Below are 23,796 nucleotides of genomic sequence, written 5' to 3' on the forward strand. Positions count from 1 at the left end.
ACCGTGGTGGACGATCAGGACCCGGCGTCGCCGCTCGGGTCGACGGACTCGGTGGGGACGTCGTCCGCGTCGATCTCGAGTGCGGCATGTTCCTCGCCGTGCTCCTCGAGGTCGCTGCGGTCCGTGTCGGGCTGCTCGGGCGCTTCCGCCTGCGTGGTCTCTTCTGCGGGGTCTGGCTGGCTGTAGCTCATGCGCGGGACGCTACGCGCGGCGACCTGGGCGGCCACCCGGCGGTCCCGTGGACCGGACACGGACGGACGGGAGGCGCGTGGCGGTGCCGCCACGCGCCTCCCGTCCGCCCTGCGGGAACGTCAGTTCATCAGGTTCGCGAGCGCGATCGCGTTGATGATGAAGCCGACGATGCCGACGACGATCGCGATCGCCGACAGGATGATGCCGCCGAGGACGATGCCGCGGCTCAGGCTCCGACGGCGCGCGAGGATGCCGAGGATCAGGCCGACGACGCCACCGATCACCCCGATGATCGGGATGAACAGGCCGACGACCGTGCCGATGATGCCGAGGACGAGGCTGGCGATCGCCATACCGTTGCTCGAGCTCGCCGGGGCCGCGCCGGGGGTGCTGGCGGCGGGGTAGTTCGGTCCACCGGGCTGGTTGGACATGTGCGCTCCTCGGTTCCGGACGCTCCGTGGACGGCCGGTCGGCCGCAGGCCGGGCAGCCGTGCGTGAGCGTCATGGTGGAGGGTAGACCGCGCGCACGGCGGACGTTCAGGTCCGCGCTCTCCGGCTGTCCCCCGGCTCAGGCACCGACGTAGGCGGCGAGGTGCTCCCCCGTCACCGTGGACCGTGCGCGGACGAGGTCGGCGGGCGTCCCCTCGAAGACGACCTGCCCGCCGTCGTGCCCGGCCCCGGGACCGAGGTCGATGATCCAGTCGGCGTGCGCCATCACGGCCTGGTGGTGCTCGATCACCACCACGGTCCGGCCGCCGTCGACCAACCGGTCGAGCAGGCCGAGCAGACGGTCGACGTCCGCCAGGTGCAGTCCCGCGGTCGGCTCGTCGAGCACGATCACCGCGCCGTCGTCGCCCAAGTGGGTGGCGAGCTTGAGCCGCTGTCGCTCCCCGCCGGACAGGGTCGTCAGGGGTTGCCCGATGGTCAGGTAGCCGAGCCCGACGTCGACGAGCCGCGACGTGATCGTCCGCGCCGCCGGGACCCGCGCCGCTCCGGAACCGAAGAACGCGTCGGCGTCGGCGGCCGACATCGCGAGGACCTCGCTGATGTTCCGGCCGTCGAGGCGGTACTCGAGCACCGACTGGTCGAACCGGTCGCCGCCGCACTCCGTGCAGGGGGTCGCGATCCCGGCCATCATGCCGAGGTCGGTGTAGACGACCCCGGCGCCGTTGCATGCCGGGCACGCGCCCGCGGAGTTCGGGCTGAACAGCGCCGCCTGCACGCCGTTGGCCTTCGCGAACGCCTTCCGGATCGGTTCGAGCAGGCCGGTGTAGGTCGCCGGGTTGCTCCGTCGGGAACCGCGGATGGCGCCCTGGTCGACCGCGACGACGTCCGGGCGGCCGGCCAGGGAGCCGTGGACGAGCGTGCTCTTGCCGGAGCCCGCGACGCCGGTGACCACGGTGAGGACGCCGGTCGGGACGTCCACGTCGACGTCCCGCAGGTTGTGCGCGTCCGCACCGCGGATCTCGATCACACCGGTCCGGGGCCGGACCGTCGGCTTGACGGACACCCGGTCGTCGAGGTGCCTACCGGTCACGGAGTCGCTCCCCCGCAGGCCGTCGACGGGACCCTCGTAGCAGAGCGTCCCGCCGTCCGTGCCGGCACCGGGGCCGAGATCGACGACGTGGTCGGCGACGGCGATCACCTCGGGCTTGTGTTCGACCACCAGGACGGTGTTGCCCTTGTCCCGGAGCCGGAGCAGCAGCCCGTTCATCCGTTCGACGTCGTGCGGGTGCAGGCCGGTGCTCGGCTCGTCGAACACGTAGGTGACGTCGCTGAGCGACGACCCGAGGTGCTTCACCATCTTCACCCGCTGCCCCTCGCCCCCCGACAGCGTGCCGGTGGGTCGGTCGAGCGTGAGGTAGCCGAGCCCGATCTCGACGAAGGCGTCGACGGCGTCGCGCAGGCCGTCGACCAACGGCCCGACCGTGGGTTCCTCGATGCCGCGCAGCCACCCGGCGAGGTCGGTGAGCTGCATCGCACAGACGTCGGCGATGCTCCGTCCCGCGATCCGCGACGACCGGGCGGTGTCGTTCAACCGCGTGCCGGAACACGCCGGACACGTCGTGAAGGTCACCGCGCGGTCGACGAACGCCCGGACGTGCGGCTGCATCGCCGAGCGGTCCTTCTGCAGGAACGAGCGGCGGACGCGGAGCACCAGCCCCTCGTAGGTCATCGAGATCCCCGCGATCGTCCGCTTCGTCGGCTCCCGGTACAGGAAGTCGTCGCGCTCCTGCGGCGTGAAGTCGCGGACCGGGGTGTCCTTGTCGACGAACCCCGACTCGGCGTACATGCGCACGTTCCACCCGGCGGAGCCGTAGCCCGGGACCGTGATGGCGCCGTCGGCGATGGACCGCGACTCGTCGACGAGCTGGGTGAGGTCGATGTCCGAGACCGTGCCGCGCCCCTCGCAGTCGGCGCACATCCCCCCGAGCCGCGAGAACGAGACCCGTTCGGCCTTCGCGTCCTTGCCCTTCTGCACGGTGATCGCCCCGCCCGCCGTGACGGTCGCGAGGTTGAACGAGAAGGCGTTCGGCCCGCCGATGTGCGGCGTGCCGAGCCGACTGAACAGCACCCGCAGCATGGCGTTGACGTCGGTCACGGTGCCGACGGTCGACCGTGGGTCCGCGCCGATGCGCTCCTGGTCGACGACGATCGCGGTGGTGAGACCGTCCAGCACGTCGACGTCCGGCCGCGCGAGCGACGGCATGAAGCCCTGCACGAAGGCGCTGTAGGTCTCGTTGACCATGCGCTGCGACTCCGCCGCGACGGTCGCGAAGACGAGCGAGCTCTTGCCCGAACCGGACACCCCGGTGACGACCGTCAACCGGCGCTTCGGCAGGTCGACGTCCACGCCCCGCAGGTTGTTCTCGCGGGCCCCACGGATCCGGATGCGGTCGTGTCGGTCGGCGGCGTGCGCAGCGGTCGGCTCCATGCCGGTCAGGCTAGCGGCGGGGCGCGGTGTCCCACACGACGGTTCCGGGCCGGAACGACCAGCTGCGGATGCGTGCTCCGCCCGGGATCAGTCCCGCGTGTGGGCGCGGACGAGGTCCGGCAGTTCCGCGGGTTCGAAGACCTCGTCGGTGGCGTCGAGCTCGGCCGCGGTCCACCAGCGGGACCGGAGGATGTCGACCCGCTCGTCGTCGGTCCACTCGGCTTCGGACAGCTCGAAGCCCGGCGTGCGTACCACGTAGAACTCCGCGTGCCCGCGGTCGTGGTCGGCGAGGTCCCACTCGACGTCGAAGTCCCACGACCACACGGGCTCCCCCGGGTCGTCGATGACGATCCCGGTCTCCTCGCGGAGTTCGCGGATCGCGGCGTCCCGGTGGTCCTCCCCCGGGTCGACGCCGCCACCCGGCGTGATCCACCGGTGGGCCCCGTCGGACGACGGCGACCTCGTGTCCATCAGGAAGACGCGGCCGTCCGGGTCGAGCAGGAGGATCCGTGAGGTCAGTCGCAGTCCGGGCATCGCTGTCACCCGTCCGACGCTAGCGGACGCGGACCACTACCGGGTGAAGCCGCTGACGTCGCCGACGAGCTTGGTGTGGTCGGCGGGGATCGGCTCCACGGCGGCGAGGGCGATCTCGGCCGCGAACTCGGACACCGAGTAGAGCTTGCCGACCTCCTGTCGACGGCCCTCGATCGCCCCGGGGTTGAGGCGGTTGAGGAGCGTCGCGGTGATGGTGCCCTCGATCATGTCGCCGGAGACGACGACGAACTCGATGCCCGCCGCCTCGAGCTGCGGGACGAGCTCGCGCAGGGCGAGCTCGCCGGCGCGCTTGCTCTTCGCGACGGGGACGTACTCGTCCATCGTCTCGGCGGTCTCGACGAAGTGTGCCTGGTGGCTCGTCACGAACACCACGCGGGAGCCGGCCGGCATGTGCGGCACGGCGGTCTGCAGCATGTCGACCTGCGCGTCGCGGTTCAGGCGCAGCGCGTAGTCCTCGCCGAGGCCGGACTCCATGCCGCCCGACGCGTTGAGGACGAGCAGGTCGATGCCGCCCCATGCCTCGACCACCGTGTCGACCATCGCCTGCACGGAGTCGTGGTCGGTCAGGTCGGCGCCGACCGCCAGGGCCGAGCCGCCCGCGGCGACGATCTTCTCGGCGATCTGCTCGGCTCGCTTGGCCTTGTTTCGGTAGTTCACGACGACCTTGGCGCCGGCCTCGGCCAGGTACCCGACGGTGTCGGCTCCGATGCCGCGGGACGACCCCGTGACGAGGGCGCGCGTGTCGGCGAGGGATCCGGGGGCGAGGGGGTTGGTCACAGTCGTGTTCTCCAGGTTGGTTCCGGCGGTGTCGGCCGCCGTCGAGCCTACCGGTCACCCAGACGGTCGCCACCCCGTGCTGATATGTTGAACGGAGTTGGACCGGCCGTCGCGATGCAGCGGGAGCCGCACGCGACCGAGGGAGGGAGATCGCGTGAACCCGATCGATTGGATCCAGACCGTCGTCTGGATCGGACTCGTGCTGCTGCTGGGCGTGGTCGAGATCTTCACCCTCGACTTCATCTTCATCATGCTGGCCGCGGGCGCCGCCGGCGGCCTGATCGCCGCCCTGCTCGGCGCACCGTGGTGGCTGTCGGCGGTCATCGCCGCCGTGCTCGCCCTCGTGCTGCTCTCCCTGGTCCGTCCGCGCCTCATCACGGCGCTCGGCCGGAACGCCGACCCGCACCGCACCAACGTCGAGGGGCTGATCGGGCTCCGCGGCACCGTCGCCGTGGCCTTCACGACCTCGTCGCCCGGCCAGGTCCGCCTGGCGAACGGCGAGACGTGGAGCGCCCGCATCGCGTCCGACTCCCCCGACCGCACACCGCCGCTCGGCACCCCCGTGGTCGTCGAGTCCATCGAGGGGTCGACAGCCGTCGTCCGCCTCGGAGAAAGGGCCACCTCGTGACCATCTCAGCCGGGACGATCGCTCTGCTCGTCCTCATCCTGGTCGTCGTCATCTTCGTGATCGTCGTCCTGTCCCGTGCGATCCGCATCGTGCCGCAGGCGACCGCGGGCATCGTCGAGCGCCTCGGGAAGTACCACAAGACCCTCAACCCCGGGTTGAACCTCCTTGTCCCGTTCATCGACCGCCTCCGCCCGCTGCTCGACATGCGCGAGCAGGTCGTGTCGTTCCCGCCGCAGCCCGTCATCACCGAGGACAACCTCGTGGTGTCGATCGACACGGTGGTCTACTTCCAGGTCACCGACGCCCGCGCCGCGACCTACGAGATCGCCAACTACCTGGGCGCCGTCGAGCAGCTCACCACGACCACGCTCCGCAACGTCGTCGGTGGCCTCAACCTCGAAGAGGCCCTCACCAGCCGCGACAACATCAACGGCCAGCTCCGCGTCGTGCTCGACGAGGCCACCGGCAAGTGGGGCATCCGGGTCGGCCGCGTCGAGCTGAAGGCGATCGAGCCGCCCGTGTCCATCCAGGACGCGATGGAACAGCAGCTGCGTGCCGAGCGGAGCCGTCGTGCCGCGATCCTGCAGGCCGAGGGCACGAAGCAGTCGCAGATCCTCGAGGCCGAGGGACAGCGGCAGGCCGCGATCCTCGCGGCCGAGGGTGACGCGAAGGCACAGGTGCTCCGCGCCGAGGGCGAGGCCTCGGCCATCGCGACGGTCTTCGACGCGATCCACACCGGCGACCCGGACGACAAGCTGCTCTCGTACCAGTACCTGCAGATGCTCCCGAAGATCGCCGAGGGCACCGCGAACAAGCTCTGGATGATCCCGAGCGAGTTCACCGAGGCGCTGTCGGGCATCGCGAAGGGCTTCTCGGGCGGTCGTTCCGGCAGCGGTCCGGTCGCCGCGGGCGGGGGTGGCGACTTCCTCTCCCGCATCTCGAAGCTCGCGAACGAGAGCCTCGCGAACACCGCCTCCGCCGACGCGGCAGCGGCATCGGCTCCGCGGGCGGACGCCACCGCGGCGGACATCGTCCCCGAGTCCGAACTCGACCAGCGCCTGGCCGACTCGAACCGGAGCGTCGACGCGCACCTCGCCGCCGCAGACGACGAGACGGACCAGCAGCTCGGCGGTGCCCCCGCCCCGACGACCGACCTGGGCGCCGCGGCGGCGGATGCTGCGTCGCAGACCGGAGCCGCGCCGTCGGGTGACGACGCCTCCGGGCACCGTTCCACCGACGGGTCCGGTCGGCGCTAGCGCGAGACCGCGCCCGCACACGACGACGCCCGCCCCGGGAGACCGGGGCGGGCGTCGTCGTCTGCGGGAACGTCAGGCGCCGCGTCGAGCGCGGAGGACCTGCAGGCGTTCCTGCAGGAGTTCCTCGAGCTCCTCGCGCGAGCGACGCTCGAGCAGCATGTCCCAGTGGGTCCTCGGGGCCTTGACGTCCTCCTCGGCCACCTCGACGGGGATGCCGTCGTCGCCGAGCAGTCGGCCCTCACGACCGGAGCGGGGCTCCGACCAGGTCTGGGGCACGTCCGCATCGGCGGAGAAGACGATGTCGAACGTCTCCCCCGAATCGGTCTGGTAGACCGCACGCTTGCGGTCCGAGAGCTCGACGCCCTCTTCGCTCTGGAGACTCTGACTCCCGAGCCGCATGCCGCGGAGACTCCGATCAGCCATGTGTGTGCTCCTCTCGCTCGTCTACCCCTCCACAACACTGTCCCACGTGGCATCAATCCCGGCCCGGCGCATTCACAGTGCGTTCCCAGTGCGGCGGGTCGGTGCTCAGCGACGGCGGCGGAGTCGTGGACCGGTGCGGCTCCAGGGCGCGCACGCGAGCAACATGAGGAGGCCGCCGAGGGAGAGCACCAGGGCGATCACCCCGGAGGCGACCGTGGCGGGGGTCGTCGTCGTCCCGAGCGGCACGTCCGTGATCATCGAGGTCGCGGTGTACTCCGGCACGCGGTCGATGGTGCGACCGCTGGGGTCGATCACCTGCGATGCGCCGACCGTCGAGATGTTGACGAGCGAACGCCCGGTCTCGATCGCCCGCATCCGCGCGATCTCGAGCTGCTGCAGGTTCTCGTCCGTGCCGGAGAAGTCGGCGTTGTTCGTCTGCGCGAGGATCACCTGCGCTCCCCCACGCGCCATGTCGCGGGTCAGTCCGTCGTCGACGATGTCGAAGCAGATCGCGATGCCCGCCCGGACCCCGGCGACGGAGAGCACGTTCGGTTTCGTCCCCGGCGTGTAGTCGCGCTGGAGCAGCCCGATGAGGGACGGTGCGAGCTTCGAGAAGAACCAGCGGTCGGGCACGTACTCGCCGAACGGCACGGGGCGCTTCTTGTCGTAGGAGGACTGCCACCCGTCGCGCGTCCAGACGAACGACGTGTTGTGCAGCACGCCCGACCGGGTCTCGGTGATGGCGCCGGCGACGATCGGAGCCCCGACGGAGTCGACGACGGAGTCGAGCGCGGACGCGACCACCCGCTGCCGACGCGGGTCGTACTCCGCCGAGGCCTCGGGCCAGACCACGAGGTCGACGTCCTTCGCGTCCACGTCGGTCGCCCGCACCTGGGACTCGAGCACCTCGCCCGGGGTCGCGCGGTCGAAGTACCCGGCCGGCCCGTTGCCCTGCACGGACTCGACGCGGATCGACCCGCTCGTGGCGGTGGGCCACGCGGGCACGGCGAGCACCGCGGCGACGAGGAGCCCGGCGGTCGCGACCCGCGTGGACACGCGCACCGGGACGCCCGGACCGCGCGGGACGACGAGTGCGAGCGACAGGACGACGGCCACGCAGTAGACGACGACGAACGTCACCCCGAGGACCCCGACGTACGCGGCGAGGTGGGCGAAGGGACTCTCGGACTGCGACAGTCCGACCCGCCCCCAGGCGAACCCGCCGTACGGCCAGCTCCCCGAGAACCACTCGCGTCCGGTCCAGAGCGCGGCGACCACGGCCGGGAGGCCCCACACGCGCCCGGCGGTGGAGGGCAGTGACCGGGCGACCCACCGGTACGCGAGGGCGATCGCGACGCTGCCGAGGGCGAAGAACACGGCCTCGAAGAGCGCGAGCGCGAACCACGGGACCGGACCGAGGTACCGCCCGGCCCACGAGATCGCCGGTACGAAGAAGGCGGCGCCGCTCACGTAGCCCAACCACGCGGCACGTCGCGCGCGCTGCCCCATCGCGGCGAGGAGCATGCACGCGAGTGCCGGGTAGGCGAGGAACCACCAGCCGGGTGTCGGGAACGACAGGGCGAAGAGAAGACCCCCGATCACCGCGAGCGGGAACGCCTGCCCCAGCGGGAGGGCGGCGAAGGGGTTGCGCCCAGGGCGCACGACCGCAGCGCGGGACGGGCCGGGTCCACCGGGACCGGCCGTCGGGGTGGGACCGGCGCCCCGCGGGCGCACGTCGGACTCGCGGACCGGCACCGTGCCTCCCGTCAGACCGCCGCGTAGGCGACGATGCCGCGGCGCACCGCGTCCGTCGCCCGACGGGCGGTCTGGGCGAGGTCGTCGTCGCCGGCATTGCGGATCTGGTCGAGCAGGTCGATGACCTGCTTCGACCAGCGGACGAAGTCGCCGGCGGGCAGGTCGAGCGTCCGCAGGACGTCGTCCAGTGCGGAGCCGGACGCCCAGCGGAACATGCCGACCGCGGCGGCCGGCGTCGGCGGCTGCGAGCCCGCGAGCCGGGCGTCGCGCTCGATGTCGTCGAGGCGGGACCAGATGGTCAGCGTCTCGTCGAGCGCCGGACGGAAGGCGCCGCGGGGCAGGGCGTGCTCGGTGCCGGGAGCGTCCTCGCGACGGGGCTGGTAGACGATCGTCGCGGCCATGGCGGCGAGCTGTGCGGGCGTGAGGTCCTTCCACACCCCGGCCTCGAGGCACTCGGCGACGAGCAGGTCCCGCTCGCCGTAGATGCGTTGCAGGCGCCGACCGCCCGGGGCCACCGTCGCCTCGCCGTTGCCGGTGTCCACGAGGTAGCCGAGCTGCAGGAGCACGTCGGTCACCCGGTCGAAGGTCGTCGCGACGGCACCCGTGCGGGAGCGGATCTGCTGCACGAGCTTGTCGTTGACGCGCTTGAGCTTGTACCAGCGCTCCGACCAGCGGGCGTGGGCCTCGCGGTCCGGGCAGGCGTGACAGGGGTGGCGCTGCATCCGGCGTCGGACGTCGGTGATCGCGGCCTGGCGCTCGGCGCGTGCACCGTGCGAGGCCTCGCGACCACCGGGGACGTTCGTCCGCTCGAGGTCGGAGAGCTCACGCCGGAGGGCCGCGTACTCGGTGAAGTCGCCGAGGTGGCACTGCATCGCCTGCTGGTAGCCGTCCAGGGACTCCTGCTGCGACCGGACCTTCCGCGCGAGGTCCACGACCGAGCGGTCCGCCTGGAACTGCGCGAACGAGGTCTCGAGGACTTCGCGCGTGCGCTGGCGCCCGAACTGGTCGATGAGGTTCACGGCCATGTTGTACGTCGGCTTGAACGACGAGTTGAGCGGGTACGTCCGTCGGCTCGCGAGGGACGCCACGGCCTGCGGGTCGAGTCCGTCGGACCACTGGATGACCGAGTGCCCCTCGACGTCGATCCCGCGGCGGCCGGCACGACCCGTGAGTTGCGTGTACTCCCCCGGCGTGATCGGTACACGGGCCTCGCCGTTGAACTTCTCGAGCTTCTCGAGCACCACCGTGCGGGCCGGCATGTTCACGCCGAGCGCCAGGGTCTCCGTGGCGAAGACGACCTTGAGGAGCTTGCGCTGGAAGAGGTCCTCCACGACCTCCTTGAACGCGGGCAGCAGGCCGGCGTGGTGCGCCGCGACGCCGCGCTCGAGCCCTTCCAGCCACTCCCAGTAGCCGAGGACGGCGAGGTCCTCGTCGAGCAGGGTGCGGCAGTGGTACTCCGCGGTCTCGCGGATCTCGTTGCGCTCCTGCACGGTGGTCAGCGACAGGCCGGACCGCAGGACGTTCCGGACGCCCTGGTCGCAGCCGTTGCGGCTGAACACGAAGAAGATGGCGGGCAGGAGCATCCGCTCGTCGAGCATGTGCGCGATCCGCTCACGGTGCAGCTTCTCGGTGCGCGGCCCGCGACGGTCGTGGTACCCGCCGCGACCCCGGCCGCCACGGTGTCCGCCGCCGTGCCGTTCGCTGCGCGCGGCACCGCCGACGAGCCGGAGCAGCTCCGGGTTGACCCGGTTCGTCGCCGCGGCTCCGCTGGAGTCGAAGAGGTCGACCATCTTCGACCCGACGAGCACGTGCTGCTCGAGCGGCACCGGACGGTCCTCGGAGACGATGACGTCGGTGTCGCCGCGGACGGTCTGCAACCAGTCGCCGAACTCCTCGGCGTTGGACACGGTCGCGCTGAGGGACACCAGACGGACCTCGGTCGGGAGGTGCAGGATGACCTCTTCCCAGACCGCGCCCCGGAAGCGGTCGGCGAGGTAGTGGACCTCGTCGAGGACGACCCATGCGAGGTCGTCGAGGAGGTCCGAGTCCGCGTAGATCATGTTCCGGAGCACCTCGGTGGTCATCACGACCACCCGCGCGCGCGGGTTCACGTTCGTGTCCCCGGTCAGCAGACCGACCTCGGACTCGCCGTAGACGTCGACGAGCTCCGAGTACTTCTGGTTGCTCAGCGCCTTCATCGGCGTCGTGTAGAAGACCTTCGCCGTCGGCTGCCGCATCGCCAGCCAGATCGCGAACTCGGCGACGATCGTCTTGCCGGCTCCGGTCGGCGCCGCGACGAGCACGCTGCGGCCCTGGTCGAGCGCGTCGCACGCCGCGATCTGGAACGGGTCGAGGTCGAAGCGCAGGTCGGCGCGGAACAGCTCGAGGTTGCGCGAGCGGTTCCGCACCTTCGCCGCCGCGAAGCGCTCGGCGGGACTGGGTCCGGAGCTCACAGGCCGTACTCTTCGTCGAGCTTGGCCTGGCGCTTCGCCAGCCGGCGGTCGTGCAGCCAGGTGACCGCACAGGCCGCGACGTAGAGCACGATCATCGGCACGGCGAGCAGGAACATCGAGATGACGTCGGCGCTCGGGGTGACGATCGCGCAGAACACGAGGATGCAGAGGATCGCGACGCGCCAGGACTTGATGATCGACGACGCGGACAGCACACCGACGAAGTTGAGCAGGACGAGGAACACCGGCAGCACGAACGCGATGCCGACCGCGACGATGAGCTTGATGACGAAGTCGTAGTAGGCCTTCGCGTCGACGATCGAGGTGTCCTGGCTGGACACGAAGCTGCCGAGGATCCCGACCACGTGCGGCAGGATGTACCAGCCGAACCAGCACCCGGCGAAGAACAGCGGGATGGCGGTGCCGAGGAAGCCGAAGACGTACTGCTTCTCGCGTCGGACCAGCGCCGGGACGATGAACGCCCAGATCTGGTAGAGCCAGACCGGGCTCGAGATGACGATGCCGATCGTGATCGCGATCTGGAGCTTCAGGTCGAACGCCCCGGTGATCATCGGGAAGTTCAGCTCGGCCGTGTGGCCGCCGACCTTCGCGAGCTGGGCGACCGGGGACCGCAACGCGTCGAGCACGAACGGCGTGATGAACCACCCGCCGACGGCGCAGACCGCCACGGCGATGACGGCCTTGAACAGCCGGTTGCGCAGCTCGATGAGGTGCTGCCCGAGCGACATGCGGCCCTCGGTGTCCTTCGTCGGACGACCGGTCCGCCTCGCTCGCCCGCGCGCGGTCGTCGAAGCCATGCACCGATCCTACGGGACCGGGACCGACAGTCCGGTGCCGCTCCGGCGGACGCACAGGTCGGTGCGCCCCGGTGGCGACGGCGCCCGCGGTTCAGTACGCGGCGAGGGCGCCAGCGGCGAAGTCGCGGACGGCGGCCCGGGCGGCCGGCGGGTCGAGCACGACGGCACGGCCCGGCAGCCCGGCCACCAGCCGGACGACCCCGTCGAACCCGTTCGAGGCCGCGAGCCGGATGCGCACCCGACCGTCGCCGTCCGGCGCGTCCGCGGTGTCCGCCAGGAAGTCGGCGACGAGCGGCAGCGACGTCGAGTCGAGCTCGACGGTGAGGATGACGTCGTCCGCGGCCTGCTGGAAGAGCGTGTCCGGCATGACCACGTCGTCGACGGACTTCTCGGCGGCGCGGTCGTCGACGCGGACGCCCGACATGCGGTCGAGCCGGAACGTGCGGAGCGCCTGCCGGTCGAGGTCCCAGGCGCGGAGGTACCAGTCCGTGTCGATCGACTCCACGCGGAGCGGGTCGACCCGGCGCGGGCCGCCCTGGGTGCGGGGGCCGGCGTACTCGAACGCCAGACCGCGGCCGTCGGCCATCGCACGGCGGATCGTCGCGAGGGCGACGTCGTGGAGGTCCTGCCCGACGGCGACGTTGGCCGCCGCTCCCCCGGCTCCGCGGGACAGCTTCGCCATGAGCGCCCGGATGGCGTCGCGGTCGGCGGCCTCGGGGAGCGCGGAGAGGTACTGCAGACCGGCGATCAGCGCGGAGGCCTCGCGGGCGGAGAGGCGTGGGGAGTCGTCGATGGCCACCAGGTTCGTCAGGACGATCATGTCGTTCTGGTCGAAGTCGTCCCACGCGATGTCGAACAGGTCGCCGTGCTGGTACTGCATGGTCTCGCCCGGGACCCCGGACACCGCGATGAGTTCCACGGCGCGACGGATCCGTGTCTCGGGGACGCCGAAGTGCCGGGCGGCCTCGGCCACCGAGACGCGTTCGCGGTCGATGAGGTACGGCACCAGGGCCAGCAGGAACGCGAGCTTGTCCTGCGCCTGGAGCGGTTGCTGCTCAGCCACGTGGGGCCCCTTCGTCGCTGTGGTCCGCGACGAGCGCACGGAGCCGTGCCGTCACCCGGTCGCGGAGGTCGGCGGGTTCGAGCACCTGGACCTCCGGACCGAAGGCCGCGAGTTCCTCGGCGAGGATCTGCGGGTCGACGTGGTGCAGCACGAGGACGCCCGCCTCGTCCGTCTCGGTGTCGCGACGACGCGCGAGCCGACGCTCGGCGTCGGACCCTGGCGAGACCCGGATGCGCGCGGTGCGCGACGCCCAGATCCGGTCGAGCTCCGCGAGGGCGCGCTCCCCGGCGCCGACCGGTGCCGGGTGCTGCCCGACCTCGTACTGGGTGACCGGACCGACGATGCGGGACAGCAGGTAGTTCTTCTCGCCGCCGGTGGCGAACTCGTGCGCGGCGAGCATCCACCGGCCGCCGTGCTGCACGAGCGCGAGTGGCGCGAGCTCGCGGCGCCGGGCGTCGTGCTGGCCGGGCGTGATGTAGTCGAAGCGCACCGCCGCAGCGCGGTCGAGCGCCGAACGGAGCGGCTCGAAGGCGACGTCGCGGGCGCGGAGCCGTGGGGCGTACGCGTGGACACCGATCAGTCCGGCGCCGTCGTCGTCCTCGGAGCCGGCGGCACGGACCTTGAGCAGCCCGCGGCGGGAGTCGGCGGAGAGGGCGCCCTCGCGCCAGGCCATCGCTGCCAGCGAGAGCAGTGCCGACTCGTCCGGCGTGAAGCGGACGTCGTCGGGCAGGTCGTACTCGCCCTTCGGGATCCGGTACCGCAGCGTCTGGTTGTTGCCGGCGGCACCCGGGGTCTCGATGGTCTCGAGCGGGATGCCGAGCTCGCGGACGTCGTCCTTGTCGCGTTCGAACTGCCGCTCGAGTGACGCGTTGTCACCGCCGTTGCTGAACCGCTGGCGGTAGCCCTGCACGTTGGCGAGGATCTCGGACTTCGTCAGCCCGGACTCCGTGGACAGCAGCGCGAGGACCAGGCTGAACAGCCGTTCCTCGGCAGGCACACGGGGCACACGGGTCGCTGGCACGAGCCGATCCTACGGCAGCGCGGATGCACCGGAGTGCACCCGCGCCGCGGTCCGTGGACGGTCGGACCGGCTCAGCCGGCCACCGTGCCGAGGACGTCGATGACGTAGGCGTACGCCGTGCCCTGCTGGTGCACGATGGCGAGCACCTGGTCGCCGACGCGGTGCCCGAGGATGGCGGTGCGGACGCCCTCCTGCACCTGTCCCTTGGCGAGCGGCACCGTCTGCGCGCCGGACCCGTCGGTCCAGCTGGACCCGGCGACCGAGGAGTCGGCCCCGTCGGCGCCCCACGTGACGGCGGTGTACTTGATGAGCGCGGTGTCCTTCGTGGTGAGCTCGGCACCGGAGCCCTTGCGGAGCAGGTGGACCTCGTCGGTCTTCGGCGCGTCCCACGACGGGATCGTGATCCCGGGGGCGCCGGACGGGGCGAGGACCACGGCGGGCATCCCGTCGCCCGCGAGCTGGGGCGTGCCGGTGGCGCGCGAGTCGTAGGCCCGCTTCACGTCGATGACGGCGACGACCGCGTCCTCGGTCCCCTTCGACGAGCTGCTGTCGTCGGAGCCGGCCGCACCGGTGTTCAGCGCGCTCTTCGGCAGCGCGACGGCCAGGCGGTCCCCGACGTGCGCGCACTCGACCGCATCGCCGAGCGCACCGTAGTTGCTCGCGCCGGCGGTGATCGGTGCGGTGGAGCCGGTGTAGCCGCTGGTCTGCGCGACCTGGCCGGTCGCGCCGTCGACCAGGGTGTACTCGATGCTGACGGGGGTGCCGTCCTCGACCTCGCGCCCGTCCCCGTGTCGGAGGACGGAGACCTGCGTGCCCCTGGTGGTGAGCCCGCTCGGGACGGAGACCTTCGGCTCCTTGCCGAACGCGCCCTTGGCCGTCACGGCCTCGGAGGCGGCACCGGGGGCGGCGCAGCTCGACGGCGTCGTGCCGGCCCCGCTGGACGCGCAGCCGGTGAGTGCGGCGGCGAGGCCGATGGTGACCAGGAGTGCGGGGATGGTGCGCACGGACCCTCTTTCCGTTCGATGCAGGACGGGCACGTCGCGTAGCCTACCGGTCGTCCTCGGCGGCACCGGCCTCGGCGGCGGCGACCTTCCGGGCCTGGGCCGCCGCCTGGCGGGCGACCTTGCGGAGCTTCTTGTCGCTGGCGGACCGCTCCCCCACGGCGCCGGGGGTCCAGGCCTCGACGTCCTCGTCGGAGAACTCGACCTTGCCTGCGCGACGCTTCAGGTTGGGGAGCACGACGCCGTCCGCGAGCCGGCGGGCCGTCACGAGGAACCCGGTGTGCCCGACCATCCGGTGGTCGGGGCGCACGGCGAGCCCCTCGACGTGCCAGGTCCGGACGAGCGTCTCGCTCGACTGCGGGTCGGTGAACCGCCCGGTGTCCCGGAGCGCCTCGGCCGTGCGCGACAGCTGCGTGACCGTGGCGACGTAGCAGACGATCAGACCGCCGGGCACGAGGGCGTCCGCCGCGGCGTCGACGCACTCCCACGGCGCGAGCATGTCGAGCACGACCCGGTCGACGCTCTGCGGTTCGACGGCGTCCGGCAGCTCCTCGACGAGGTCGCCGACCGTCACGGACCAGTTGTCCGGGACGGCTCCGAGGAACGTGCCGACGTTGCCGCGCGCGATCGCCGCGAACTCCTCGCGCCGCTCGAACGACTGCAGTCGGCCGGTCGGACCGATGGCGCGCAGGAGGAACAGCGAGAGTGCGCCGGAGCCGACGCCGGCCTCGACGACCCGGGCACCGGGGAAGACGTCCGCGAAGGCGACGATCTGCGCGGCGTCCTTCGGGTAGACGATCGCGGCGCCGCGCGGCATCGACATCACGTAGTCGTTGAGGAGCGGTCGGAGCGCGAGGTACTCGTCGCCGGTGCTCGCGCGGATCACCGAGCCGTCCGGCTGGCCGATCACGTCGTCGTGCCGGAGCACGCCGCGGTGGGTGTGGTACTCGCCGGCGACCTCGAGCGAGAGCGTCGTCAGCTTGCCCTTCGGGCCGGTGAGCTGCACGCGGTCGCCCGCGCGGAACGGCCCGCGCGGCGGGGTGTGCGGCGCCCCACCCGCGGTGTGCGGCAGGGCCTCGGTCGGGTCGGTCGGGGCGCCGGTCATCGTGCGACCTCCTGGGTACGGGCCGCGAGGGCCGGGCCGGTGAGCGCGATGAGACGGTCCACGTCCACGTCCGCGAGGGTGGTCAGGTGGACGTCGCCGCCGGTGATGTCCGACAGCGGGACGATGTGCTCCACGGCGACCGTGACGGCTCCGGAGGCGACGGCGGACGCCACCCCGGTCGCGGAGTCCTCGATCGCGACGCAGGCCGTCGCGTCGAACCCCAGCTGTGCGGCGGCGGACAGGTAGGCGTCCGGCCAGGGCTTCGGTCGCTCGACGTCGTCACCGGCGACGACGACCCGGAACCCCCGGGCCCCGAGCGCGTCGGCGGCCACGAGCGCCATCTTCCGGCGCGACATCGTCACGAGCGCGGTCGGGATGCCACGGTCGTGCAGCTCCTCGATGAGTTCACGCGCGCCGGGGCGCCAGGGCAGCTCGGCGTCGCGGAGGCGCACCATGACGTACTCGGTCATCCACTGGACGATCTCCTCGACCTCCATGTCGACGCCGCGGTCGCGCAGGATCTCGCCGGAACGCTCGAGCCCGCTCCCGACCAGGGAGAGGCCGTCCTCGTGGGTCCACGTGACGCCGTGGCGTCCGGTGAGCTCGACCTGGGACTGCTGCCAGATCGGCTCGGTGTCGATGATCGTGCCGTCCATGTCCCACAGCACGGCTGCGGGCGGGACGAGGGCGGGGGGATGCGCGGTCACGGGCGACGAGTCTACCGGGGCGGGTGCCGGGCCTTTCCGCTCAGCGCGGACGCGCGGGCACCGCGGTCACCGACGGCCCTATCCTTGTTGCCTGAACCGTGTCCGGCCGTGCGCGGCCTCCGCCGCTCCCGCCCCGCTCCACCACCAGGAGGTCCCGTCCGTGCCACAGCACTCCCCATTCAGCGACGGACGACTGCTCGTCGTCGCGTTCGAGGGCTGGAACGACGCCGGAGAAGCGGCGAGCGGTCTCGCCAGGCGCATCGTCGAGTCGCTCGAGCTCGACGAGCTGCGTGAGCTCGACGGCGAGCGGTACGTCGACTACCAGTTCAACCGGCCGACCGTCGGTTCCGACGAGAGCGGTGCCCGCGGCGTGCAGTGGCCCCGCATCGTGCTCCACGGGCCCGGGGCCGAGGGCCGCCCGGTCATCGGCGCCACCGGCTCCCCCACGGAACGCGACGTGTTCGTGCTCGTCGGACCGGAGCCCTCGCGGACCTGGCGCGGCTTCTGCGCCGAGATCATCGACCTCGCCGACGTCTACTCCATCGACGCCGTGGTGTTCGTCGGAGCCATGCTCGCCGACGTCCCGCACACGCGCCCGATCTCGGTGTTCGTGTCGAGTGAGAACGCGGGCGTGCGCGCCGCGTTCGACGTCGACCGCTCGTCCTACGAGGGCCCGACCGGCATCCTCGGGGTGCTCGCCGACGCGATGGACAAGGCCGGCCTGACCACGCTGTCGCTCTGGGCCTCGGTCCCGCACTACGTGCACAACTCGCCGTCGCCGAAGGCCACGCTCTCGTTGCTGGACAAGATCGAGGAACTCACCGACGTCACCGTTCCCCGGGGCTCCCTGCTCGACGACGCGACCGAGTGGGAGGAGGGCATCGACGCCCTCGCGGCCGACGACGAGGACATGGCGTCCTACATCGGCCAGCTCGAGCAGGCCCGTGACACGGTCGACTCCCCCGAGGCGTCCGGCGACGCGATCGCCCAGGAGTTCGAGCAGTACCTCCGCCGCCGCGAACGCAAGGACGGCAAGGACGGCGGGACGGCCGGCGGCGAGGGCTTCCGCCCCCCGCAGCCGCCGCAGTAGACGGATCCGCGGGCGGACGGGAGGCGCGGTGCCGGCTGGTACCGCGCCTCCCGTCCGTCGGCGGTGCGCCGGGCGCGGGGCGCGCGGACTGGCCGAGCGGGCGCCGTGACTGGCCGAGCGGGCGCCGGGCGGGAGGGGCGCTCGGCGGCCGGGGTCGCACGACGTGCCGCTCGCGTGAGCCCCGAGCGGCGCTCTCCGCGACCTCGGCGCCACCCCCACGGCGTGTCTCTCGACCCCGCCCGGCGCACCCCGCCCGGCGCACCCCGCGCGCACCCAGCGCGGTGACGGGCGTCAGCCCAAGCGGATGCCGAGGAGTGCGTCGACGAGGTCGACGAGGTCCGACGTGACCGCCGTCCCACCGGCGATCGCCGTGTCGACGGCGGCGACCGCACCGGGCGTGTCGAGGTCGTCGGCCACACGTGCTCGGATGCGGGCCGCGACGTCGTCGGCGTCGTCGGCGTGCCCGGCGTCCGCACCGGTCGCCCAGGCGTCCCACGTCGCCAGGCGCGTCGTGGCGCTCGTGAGCTCGGTGTCGAACCACTCCCAGTCGTCCGAGTACTTGTGCGACAGCAGGGCGAGCCGGATCGCGCGCGGATCCGCCCCGTCGTCGAGCAGCCCCCGGACCGTGACCAGGTTGCCGAGCGACTTCGAGATCTTCTCGCCCTGGTAGGCGATCATCCCGGTGTGCACGAACGCGGCCGCGAGCGGTTGGTGTGCGAGGGCTGCGGCGTGCCCCGCGCTCATCTCGTGGTGCGGGAAGACGAGGTCGCTGCCGCCGCCCTGCACGCTGATCGGCAGCCCGAGTCGGTCGCCCGCGATGACGCTGCACTCGATGTGCCACCCCGGTCGACCCGGGCCGACCGCGCTGTCCCAGCTCGGCTCCCCCGTGCGGGCGGCGCGCCAGAGCAGCGGGTCGAGCGCGTCGCGCTTGCCGGGGCGTTCCGGGTCACCGCCGCGCTCGGCCGACAGTGCGAGCATCGTGTCGCGGTCGAGGCCGCTCTCGTCGCCGAGTGACCAGGCCTCGGTCGGTCGCTGCACGTCGAAGTAGAGGTCGTCGCCGTCGGCGTCCGGCGTCGGGACCGCGTAAGCGTACCCGGTCTCCTGGAGGAAGGCCACGGCCTCGGCGATGCGTTCCACTTCGCCCGTGACGGCCACGAAGTCGTCCGGCGGCAGCACGCGCAGCGCTTCCATGTCGCGGCGGAACAGGTCGATCTGCGAGGCGGCGAGGGCGCGCCAGTCGACACCGTCACGTGCGGCTCGTTCGAGGAGCGGGTCGTCGACGTCGGTGGTGTTCTGCGCGTACTCGACCTCGAGCCCGGCGTCGCGCCACACACGACCGAGCGTGTCGAAGGCGAGGTAGGTGGCCGCGTGTCCGAGGTGCGTGGCGTCGTACGGCGTGATGCCGCACACGTAGAGCGCCGCACGCTCCTCGCCGGCGGTCGGGTCGACGGGACCGCCGCTCGCCGTGTCGTGCACGACGGGGCGCGGCGCGGAACCGGGGACCTCGGGGACGGACGGGACCTGCCAGGCCCTCACGGCTGGATCACTCCGAGCGACAACAACACGAGGAGAACGATACCGAGTGCGATCCGGTAGACCACGAAGGGCAGGAAGCTGCGCTTGCTGATGTAGTTCATGAACGCCGCGATCACCACGAAGCCGACGACGAACGCCACCACGGTCGCGATCAGCGTGTCGGCCAGGCCGAAGGGCGCCCCGGTGTCGCCGAGACTCGTCGCGGCCTCGTACAGACCGGACAGGAAGACCGCGGGCACGGCGAGCAGGAAGGCGAAGCGCGCCGCGGCCGGACGGGTGTACCCGAGGGCGAGGCCCATCGACACGGTGGCCCCGGACCGGGAGACACCCGGCACGAGCGCGAGGACCTGCGCCAGTCCGATCAGGATGCCGCCGCCGAACGTCATCTGCTCGATGGGCCGGACCTTGCGTCCGAGGACGTCCACGACGCCGAGCACGATGCCGAACACCACGAGGACGATCGCGACGATCCAGAGCGACCGGAAGGTGGTCTCGACCGAGTCCTTGAGCAGGAGCCCGGCCACACCGATCGGGATCGTCCCGATGATGACGAGCCACCCGAGCCGGGCGTCCGGGTCGTTCCGCGGGACCGTCCTCCCCGACAGCGACCGGAACCAGCGGCCGATGATCCGGGTGATGTCCCGCCAGAAGTAGATCAGGACCGCGGTCTCGGTGCCGAGCTGGGTCACGGCGGTGAAGGCGGCACCCGGGTCCTTCGCGTCGGGCAGGAAGAGCCCGACGATCCGGAGGTGGGCGCTCGACGAGACGGGCAGGAACTCGGTGAGCCCCTGGACGAAGCCGAGGAAGATCGCCTCGAGGATGTGCATCGGGCTGGCCTTTCGCAGGAGGTCGGTCAGGGCACCGCCACGGAGGCGACCATGAACAATATCAGTAGGTGGCCAGCAGGTCGCCGAGGACTCGTCGCCCGAACGCCAGCGAGTCGAGCGGCACCCGCTCGTCGACGCCGTGGAACATCGCGGGGAAGTCGATGTCGGCCGGCAGCTGCAGCGGCACGAAGCCGTAGCCGGCGATGCCGAGTGTCGAGAGCGCCTTGTTGTCCGTCCCGCCGGACAGCAGGTACGGCAGGACCGGAGCACCCGGGTCGTGCCGCCCCAGGACGTCGCGGACGGCGTCGACCAGGGGGCCACCGAAGTCCTGTTCGAGCCCGACGTCGCGGTGGGTCATCGTGATGGTCACGTCGTCGCCGGCGAGCTCGCGCACGCGTTCCAGGACCGATTCCTCGTCGCCGGGGAGGCACCGGATGTCGATCAGGGCCTCGGCGTGGTCCGGGATGACGTTGTGCTTGTACCCGGCGGTCAGGACGGTCGGGTTCGTCGTGGTGTGCAGCGCCGCGTGGATGAACCGGGACGCGGACCCCGTGGCGAGGGCGACCTCGTCCGGCCCGGTGACCGTCGGGTCGACCCCGAGGAACCGGGCGACCTCGGCCACCATCGCGTCGGTCGTCGCGGACAGGCGGACCGGCCACTCCTCGCCGCCGATGCGCGCGACGGCCGCCGCGAGCTTCGTCACCGCGTTGTCACGGATGACGTGCGAGCCGTGCGCCGCGGTGCCGGTCGCGGTGAGCTTGATCCACAGCAGGGCCTTCTCGCCGGTCTGCAGCAGGTAGGCGCGCCGGTCGCCGAGCGTGATCGAGTAGCCGCCGACCTCGCTGATCGCCGCGGTCGCGCCGGCGAACACCTCGGGGTGGTGCGACACGACGTGGTGCGCGCCGAGGAGGCCACCGGCTTCCTCGTCGGCGAAGAAGGCCACCACGAGGTCGCGCTCGGGAGCGCCCTGCTGCTCGATGACGTCGGCCAGGGACGTGAGCATCATCGCGTCCATGTTCTTCATGTCCACGGCGCCGCGGCCCCAGAGCATGCCGTCCTTGACCTCGCCGCCGAACGGGTCCACCGACCAGTTCGCCGGGTCCGCCGGCACCACGTCGAGGTGTCCGTGCACGACCATGGCGGGCTTGTCGCGGTCGCGTCCGGGCACCCGTGCGACGACGCTCACCCGGTCCGGCTCGGACTCGAACAGCTGCGGCTCGAGGCCGAGCGCCCGCAGCTTCGCCTCGACGTAGTGCGCGGCCTCGGTCTCGCCGCGGGACTTCCCCTCGCCCCAGTTCGTCGTGTCGATGCGGATGAGGTCACGGGCGATCGCCGCGGTGGCCTCGAGGTCGGTCGGCGTCGCCCCGGGGTTCGTCATGCCCCCACGCTACCGGTGGCCGCCGACCCGGCAGCGGCACGACCCCACCGGCCGACGCCCTCGGACGCGCCCGGGATGCGCGGCCGTGTTCATCGCGCGTTCAGAGCCGTGCTAGTGTCTTCTCTCGGCAGGAACGCCGGGGAAAACCCGGGAAACAGACACCAGACACCCTGTCCGGGTGGCGGAATTGGTAGACGCGCTAGCTTGAGGTGCTAGTGCCCGTATTAGGGCGTGGGGGTTCAAGTCCCCCCTCGGACACACGACGCGAAGGCCCCCTGGCTCACCGGCCAGGGGGCCTTCCGCGTTCCCGCTGCGGTCGGACCCGGTCCGCGCAGCGGGAACGCCCCAGGCCCGCAGCGCTTCAGGCTCGCAGCGCAGCGCAGCGCAACGCGGCAGCGCCTCAGCGCCGCCGCACCCGTCGCACCAGCACCACGACCCCGACGACCGCGGCGAGCCAGCCCCAGTTGGCCACCAGCGGATCGAGGAGCCCGTGCCGCCAGTCGCGCCGGGATGACCCCAGCCGTGCGGCCACCGGGTGCTTCCCCCGCTCGGCGCGGACACCCGTCTCACGGATCAGCCGGTCCGGCCGACCGCGCAGCGCGTCCGTCACCCGGTGCGTGGCGACGTCGATCCGGTCGCCGAGCACGAGCAGCATCCAGTGCGCGAGACGGCCCTCGCTGAACCGCCGGTAGGCGTACCGGCGGACGGCGCCGGCGACGCCGTGCAACGGCTGGGCCGTGCCGAACACCGGCGTGACGTGGGCGTGCTCGATCGAGCGTTCCCGGCCGGACGCGCCGTCCTGCTGGGTCGGCACGTCCCAGTGCGCACCGGTCGCGGCCCCGGCGGACCGTGAGAGCTTCGGGACGGACGGACGGTCCGCCAGGTCGAGGTCGCTCCCCCATCCGGGGATCCGGGCGCGGAGCTCGTCGGCGGACGGCACCCGCCGTGGCGGGTCCGCGATGTACGGGGTGTGATCGGTCACGGGAGGCCTCCTCACGGGACGACGACGGTCTTGATGCAACCGTCGAGCTTGGACGAGAACAGGTGGTAGCCCTCGGCGATGTGCTCGAGGGGGATGCGGTGCGTGATGATGTCGCTCGGCTTCAGGTGCCCCGCGCGGATGTGCTCGAACAGCCTGGGCCACTGCCGCTTCACCGGCGCCTGGTTCATGTGGATCGTGACGCCCTTGTTCATCGCGTCGCCGAACTTCACCGCGTTCGGGATCGGTCCGTACGCACCCATCGCGGAGACCGTCCCGCCCTTCCGGACGCCGTCGATCGCCCAGTTCAGCGCCACCGGCGAGCCGCCCTGCAGCTTCCCCTTCGCCGCGGTGACGTGCTGCAGGAAGTTGCCGTCGGCCTCGGCCCCGACGGCGTCGATGACGCTGTCCGCACCGAGGAAGTCGGTCTGCTTCTTCATCTCGAGCACGACGTCGTCGACCTCGGCGAAGTTGATCGTCTCGGCCTGGGCGAACGTGCGGGCCTTCTCGAGCCGGTACTCGAACTGGTCGACGACGATCACCCGTCCGGCGCCCATGAACCACGCGGACTTCGCCGCGAACAGCCCGACGGGGCCGGCGCCGAGCACGACCACCGTGTCGCCCTCGCGGACCGAGGCGAGCTGCGCGCCGAAGTACCCGGTGCCGAGGGCGTCCGTCATCAGGAGGGCGTCCTCGTCGTCGATGTCCTCCGGGATCACCTCGGGACCCACGTCGGCGAAGGGCACGCGCACGCGCTCCGCCTGACCCCCGTCGTAGCCACCGGTGGTGTGCGAGTAGCCGTAGATGCCGCCGACGGCGGTGGCGTTCGGGTTGACGTTGTGGCAGTTCGTGAACAGGCCACGGGCGCAGAACCAACAGGTCCCGCAGGAGATGTGGAAGGGGACCATCACGCGGTCCCCGACCCGCAGGTTCTCCACCGACGACCCGATCTGCTCGACGACGCCGATGAACTCGTGCCCGAATGTGTGGCCGACGCGGGTGTCCGGCATCATGCCGTGGTACAGGTGCAGGTCCGAGCCGCAGATCGCGGCTCGCTCCACCCGGACGACGGCGTCGTTCGGGTGTTCGATGCGGGGGTCCGGCTTCTCCTCGACCCGGATGCGGTACGGCCCCCGGTAGGTCATGGCGCGCATGGCGTCTCCTCTCGCTCGTGTCGCCCACCGTGACCGCAGGCACATGCGTGCGGGTCCAGGTCCGCGCTCCGCGTCCAGACGGGCGTGCGGGAACGAACGGGAGGCGCGGCACCGGCGCGTGCTCATCAGTCGCAGACGCGCAC

Annotated in this window: 22 protein-coding genes and 1 tRNA gene; 4 read left to right on the forward strand and 19 right to left on the reverse strand. The window is 71.9% G+C overall.

The genetic code is table 11. From position 1 onward, the window contains the following. Positions 1 to 14: 14 nt before the first annotated feature. The 5 genes from AAEP86_RS13010 to AAEP86_RS13030 form a co-directional block, all read right to left on the reverse strand. Entirely contained in the window at positions 15 to 191 is a 177-nt protein-coding gene (locus AAEP86_RS13010) for a hypothetical protein (protein WP_420367755.1), read from the reverse strand. 120 nt (positions 192 to 311) lie between these two features. Beyond that, a complete protein-coding gene (locus tag AAEP86_RS13015) occupies positions 312 to 623 on the reverse strand; it encodes a hypothetical protein (protein WP_420367756.1) in 312 nt (103 codons plus the stop codon). 137 nt (positions 624 to 760) lie between these two features. Further along, on the reverse strand, positions 761 to 3,127 hold the full coding sequence (locus AAEP86_RS13020; RefSeq protein WP_420367757.1) for an excinuclease ABC subunit UvrA: 2,367 nt from the start codon (positions 3,125 to 3,127) through the stop codon (positions 761 to 763). An 87-nt stretch (positions 3,128 to 3,214) separates the two neighbouring features. Beyond that, entirely contained in the window at positions 3,215 to 3,661 is a 447-nt protein-coding gene (locus tag AAEP86_RS13025; RefSeq protein WP_420370483.1) for an NUDIX hydrolase, read from the reverse strand. 36 nt (positions 3,662 to 3,697) lie between these two features. Beyond that, positions 3,698 to 4,459 carry an SDR family oxidoreductase gene (locus AAEP86_RS13030; protein ID WP_420367758.1) on the reverse strand — a complete coding sequence of 254 codons (762 nt, stop codon included), beginning with the start codon at positions 4,457 to 4,459 and terminating at the stop codon, positions 3,698 to 3,700. Positions 4,460 to 4,613: 154 nt separating this feature from the next. Between AAEP86_RS13030 and AAEP86_RS13035 the strand changes: the two genes are divergently transcribed. Further along, entirely contained in the window at positions 4,614 to 5,087 is a 474-nt protein-coding gene (locus AAEP86_RS13035; protein WP_420367759.1) for an NfeD family protein, read from the forward strand. Positions 5,088 to 5,104: 17 nt separating this feature from the next. Further along, entirely contained in the window at positions 5,105 to 6,343 is a 1,239-nt protein-coding gene (locus tag AAEP86_RS13040; protein WP_420370484.1) for an SPFH domain-containing protein, read from the forward strand. A gap of 72 nt (positions 6,344 to 6,415) precedes the next feature. Here the strand turns inward: AAEP86_RS13040 and AAEP86_RS13045 are convergent, their stop codons facing one another. From AAEP86_RS13045 to AAEP86_RS13085, 9 genes are all read right to left on the reverse strand, one after another. Then, the gene (locus tag AAEP86_RS13045; protein ID WP_420367760.1) at positions 6,416 to 6,766 is read right to left on the reverse strand and encodes an RNA polymerase-binding protein RbpA; all 351 of its coding nucleotides are present in this window, start codon (positions 6,764 to 6,766) and stop codon (positions 6,416 to 6,418) included. Positions 6,767 to 6,871: 105 nt separating this feature from the next. After that, entirely contained in the window at positions 6,872 to 8,428 is a 1,557-nt protein-coding gene (lnt, locus tag AAEP86_RS13050) for an apolipoprotein N-acyltransferase (protein ID WP_420367761.1), read from the reverse strand. A gap of 104 nt (positions 8,429 to 8,532) precedes the next feature. Beyond that, complete coding sequence (locus tag AAEP86_RS13055; RefSeq protein ID WP_420367762.1) at positions 8,533 to 10,974, reverse strand: DEAD/DEAH box helicase; 2,442 nt, start codon at positions 10,972 to 10,974, stop codon at positions 8,533 to 8,535. Continuing rightward, on the reverse strand, positions 10,971 to 11,723 hold the full coding sequence (gene tatC / locus AAEP86_RS13060; protein ID WP_420370485.1) for a twin-arginine translocase subunit TatC: 753 nt from the start codon (positions 11,721 to 11,723) through the stop codon (positions 10,971 to 10,973). The genes AAEP86_RS13055 and tatC overlap by 4 nt, the downstream gene beginning before the upstream one ends. A 160-nt stretch (positions 11,724 to 11,883) precedes the next feature. Then, on the reverse strand, positions 11,884 to 12,855 hold the full coding sequence (locus AAEP86_RS13065) for a helix-turn-helix transcriptional regulator (RefSeq protein WP_420367763.1): 972 nt from the start codon (positions 12,853 to 12,855) through the stop codon (positions 11,884 to 11,886). Next, positions 12,848 to 13,876 (reverse strand): helix-turn-helix transcriptional regulator, encoded by a 1,029-nt coding sequence (locus AAEP86_RS13070; RefSeq protein ID WP_420367764.1) that lies wholly within the window; start codon positions 13,874 to 13,876, stop codon positions 12,848 to 12,850. Before AAEP86_RS13070 ends, AAEP86_RS13065 begins: the two co-directional genes overlap by 8 nt. A 71-nt stretch (positions 13,877 to 13,947) precedes the next feature. Then, positions 13,948 to 14,880 (reverse strand): hypothetical protein, encoded by a 933-nt coding sequence (locus AAEP86_RS13075; RefSeq protein ID WP_420367765.1) that lies wholly within the window; start codon positions 14,878 to 14,880, stop codon positions 13,948 to 13,950. A 43-nt stretch (positions 14,881 to 14,923) separates the two neighbouring features. Then, entirely contained in the window at positions 14,924 to 15,982 is a 1,059-nt protein-coding gene (locus AAEP86_RS13080; protein ID WP_420367766.1) for a tRNA (adenine-N1)-methyltransferase, read from the reverse strand. Further along, the gene (locus tag AAEP86_RS13085; protein ID WP_420367767.1) at positions 15,979 to 16,689 is read right to left on the reverse strand and encodes an HAD family hydrolase; all 711 of its coding nucleotides are present in this window, start codon (positions 16,687 to 16,689) and stop codon (positions 15,979 to 15,981) included. Before AAEP86_RS13085 ends, AAEP86_RS13080 begins: the two co-directional genes overlap by 4 nt. Positions 16,690 to 16,849: 160 nt before the next feature. On the opposite strand from AAEP86_RS13085, the gene AAEP86_RS13090 reads away from it, so the two are divergent. Then, complete coding sequence (locus AAEP86_RS13090; RefSeq protein ID WP_420367768.1) at positions 16,850 to 17,779, forward strand: proteasome assembly chaperone family protein; 930 nt, start codon at positions 16,850 to 16,852, stop codon at positions 17,777 to 17,779. Between the two features lie 291 nt (positions 17,780 to 18,070). On the opposite strand, the gene mshC is transcribed toward AAEP86_RS13090, so the two are convergent. From mshC to AAEP86_RS13105, 3 genes are all read right to left on the reverse strand, one after another. After that, positions 18,071 to 19,315, reverse strand: coding sequence for a cysteine--1-D-myo-inosityl 2-amino-2-deoxy-alpha-D-glucopyranoside ligase (gene mshC / locus AAEP86_RS13095; RefSeq protein ID WP_420367769.1), 1,245 nt, complete (start codon positions 19,313 to 19,315; stop codon positions 18,071 to 18,073). Continuing rightward, entirely contained in the window at positions 19,312 to 20,142 is an 831-nt protein-coding gene (locus AAEP86_RS13100) for an undecaprenyl-diphosphate phosphatase (RefSeq protein ID WP_420367770.1), read from the reverse strand. The genes mshC and AAEP86_RS13100 overlap by 4 nt, the downstream gene beginning before the upstream one ends. A 61-nt stretch (positions 20,143 to 20,203) precedes the next feature. Beyond that, a complete protein-coding gene (locus AAEP86_RS13105) occupies positions 20,204 to 21,520 on the reverse strand; it encodes a M20/M25/M40 family metallo-hydrolase (RefSeq protein WP_420367771.1) in 1,317 nt (438 codons plus the stop codon). A 172-nt stretch (positions 21,521 to 21,692) separates the two neighbouring features. On the opposite strand from AAEP86_RS13105, the gene AAEP86_RS13110 reads away from it, so the two are divergent. Continuing rightward, positions 21,693 to 21,778: transfer RNA gene (locus tag AAEP86_RS13110), tRNA-Leu, on the forward strand. A 142-nt stretch (positions 21,779 to 21,920) separates the two neighbouring features. Here the strand turns inward: AAEP86_RS13110 and AAEP86_RS13115 are convergent. Together AAEP86_RS13115 and AAEP86_RS13120 are read right to left on the reverse strand one after the other, a co-directional pair. Further along, the gene (locus AAEP86_RS13115; protein WP_420367772.1) at positions 21,921 to 22,502 is read right to left on the reverse strand and encodes a hypothetical protein; all 582 of its coding nucleotides are present in this window, start codon (positions 22,500 to 22,502) and stop codon (positions 21,921 to 21,923) included. An 11-nt stretch (positions 22,503 to 22,513) separates the two neighbouring features. Next, positions 22,514 to 23,653 (reverse strand): zinc-dependent alcohol dehydrogenase, encoded by a 1,140-nt coding sequence (locus AAEP86_RS13120; RefSeq protein WP_420367773.1) that lies wholly within the window; start codon positions 23,651 to 23,653, stop codon positions 22,514 to 22,516. Positions 23,654 to 23,796 lie beyond the last annotated feature (143 nt).

Source organism: Curtobacterium sp. L1-20, from assembly GCF_048755855.1.
GTDB lineage: Bacteria > Actinomycetota > Actinomycetes > Actinomycetales > Microbacteriaceae > Curtobacterium.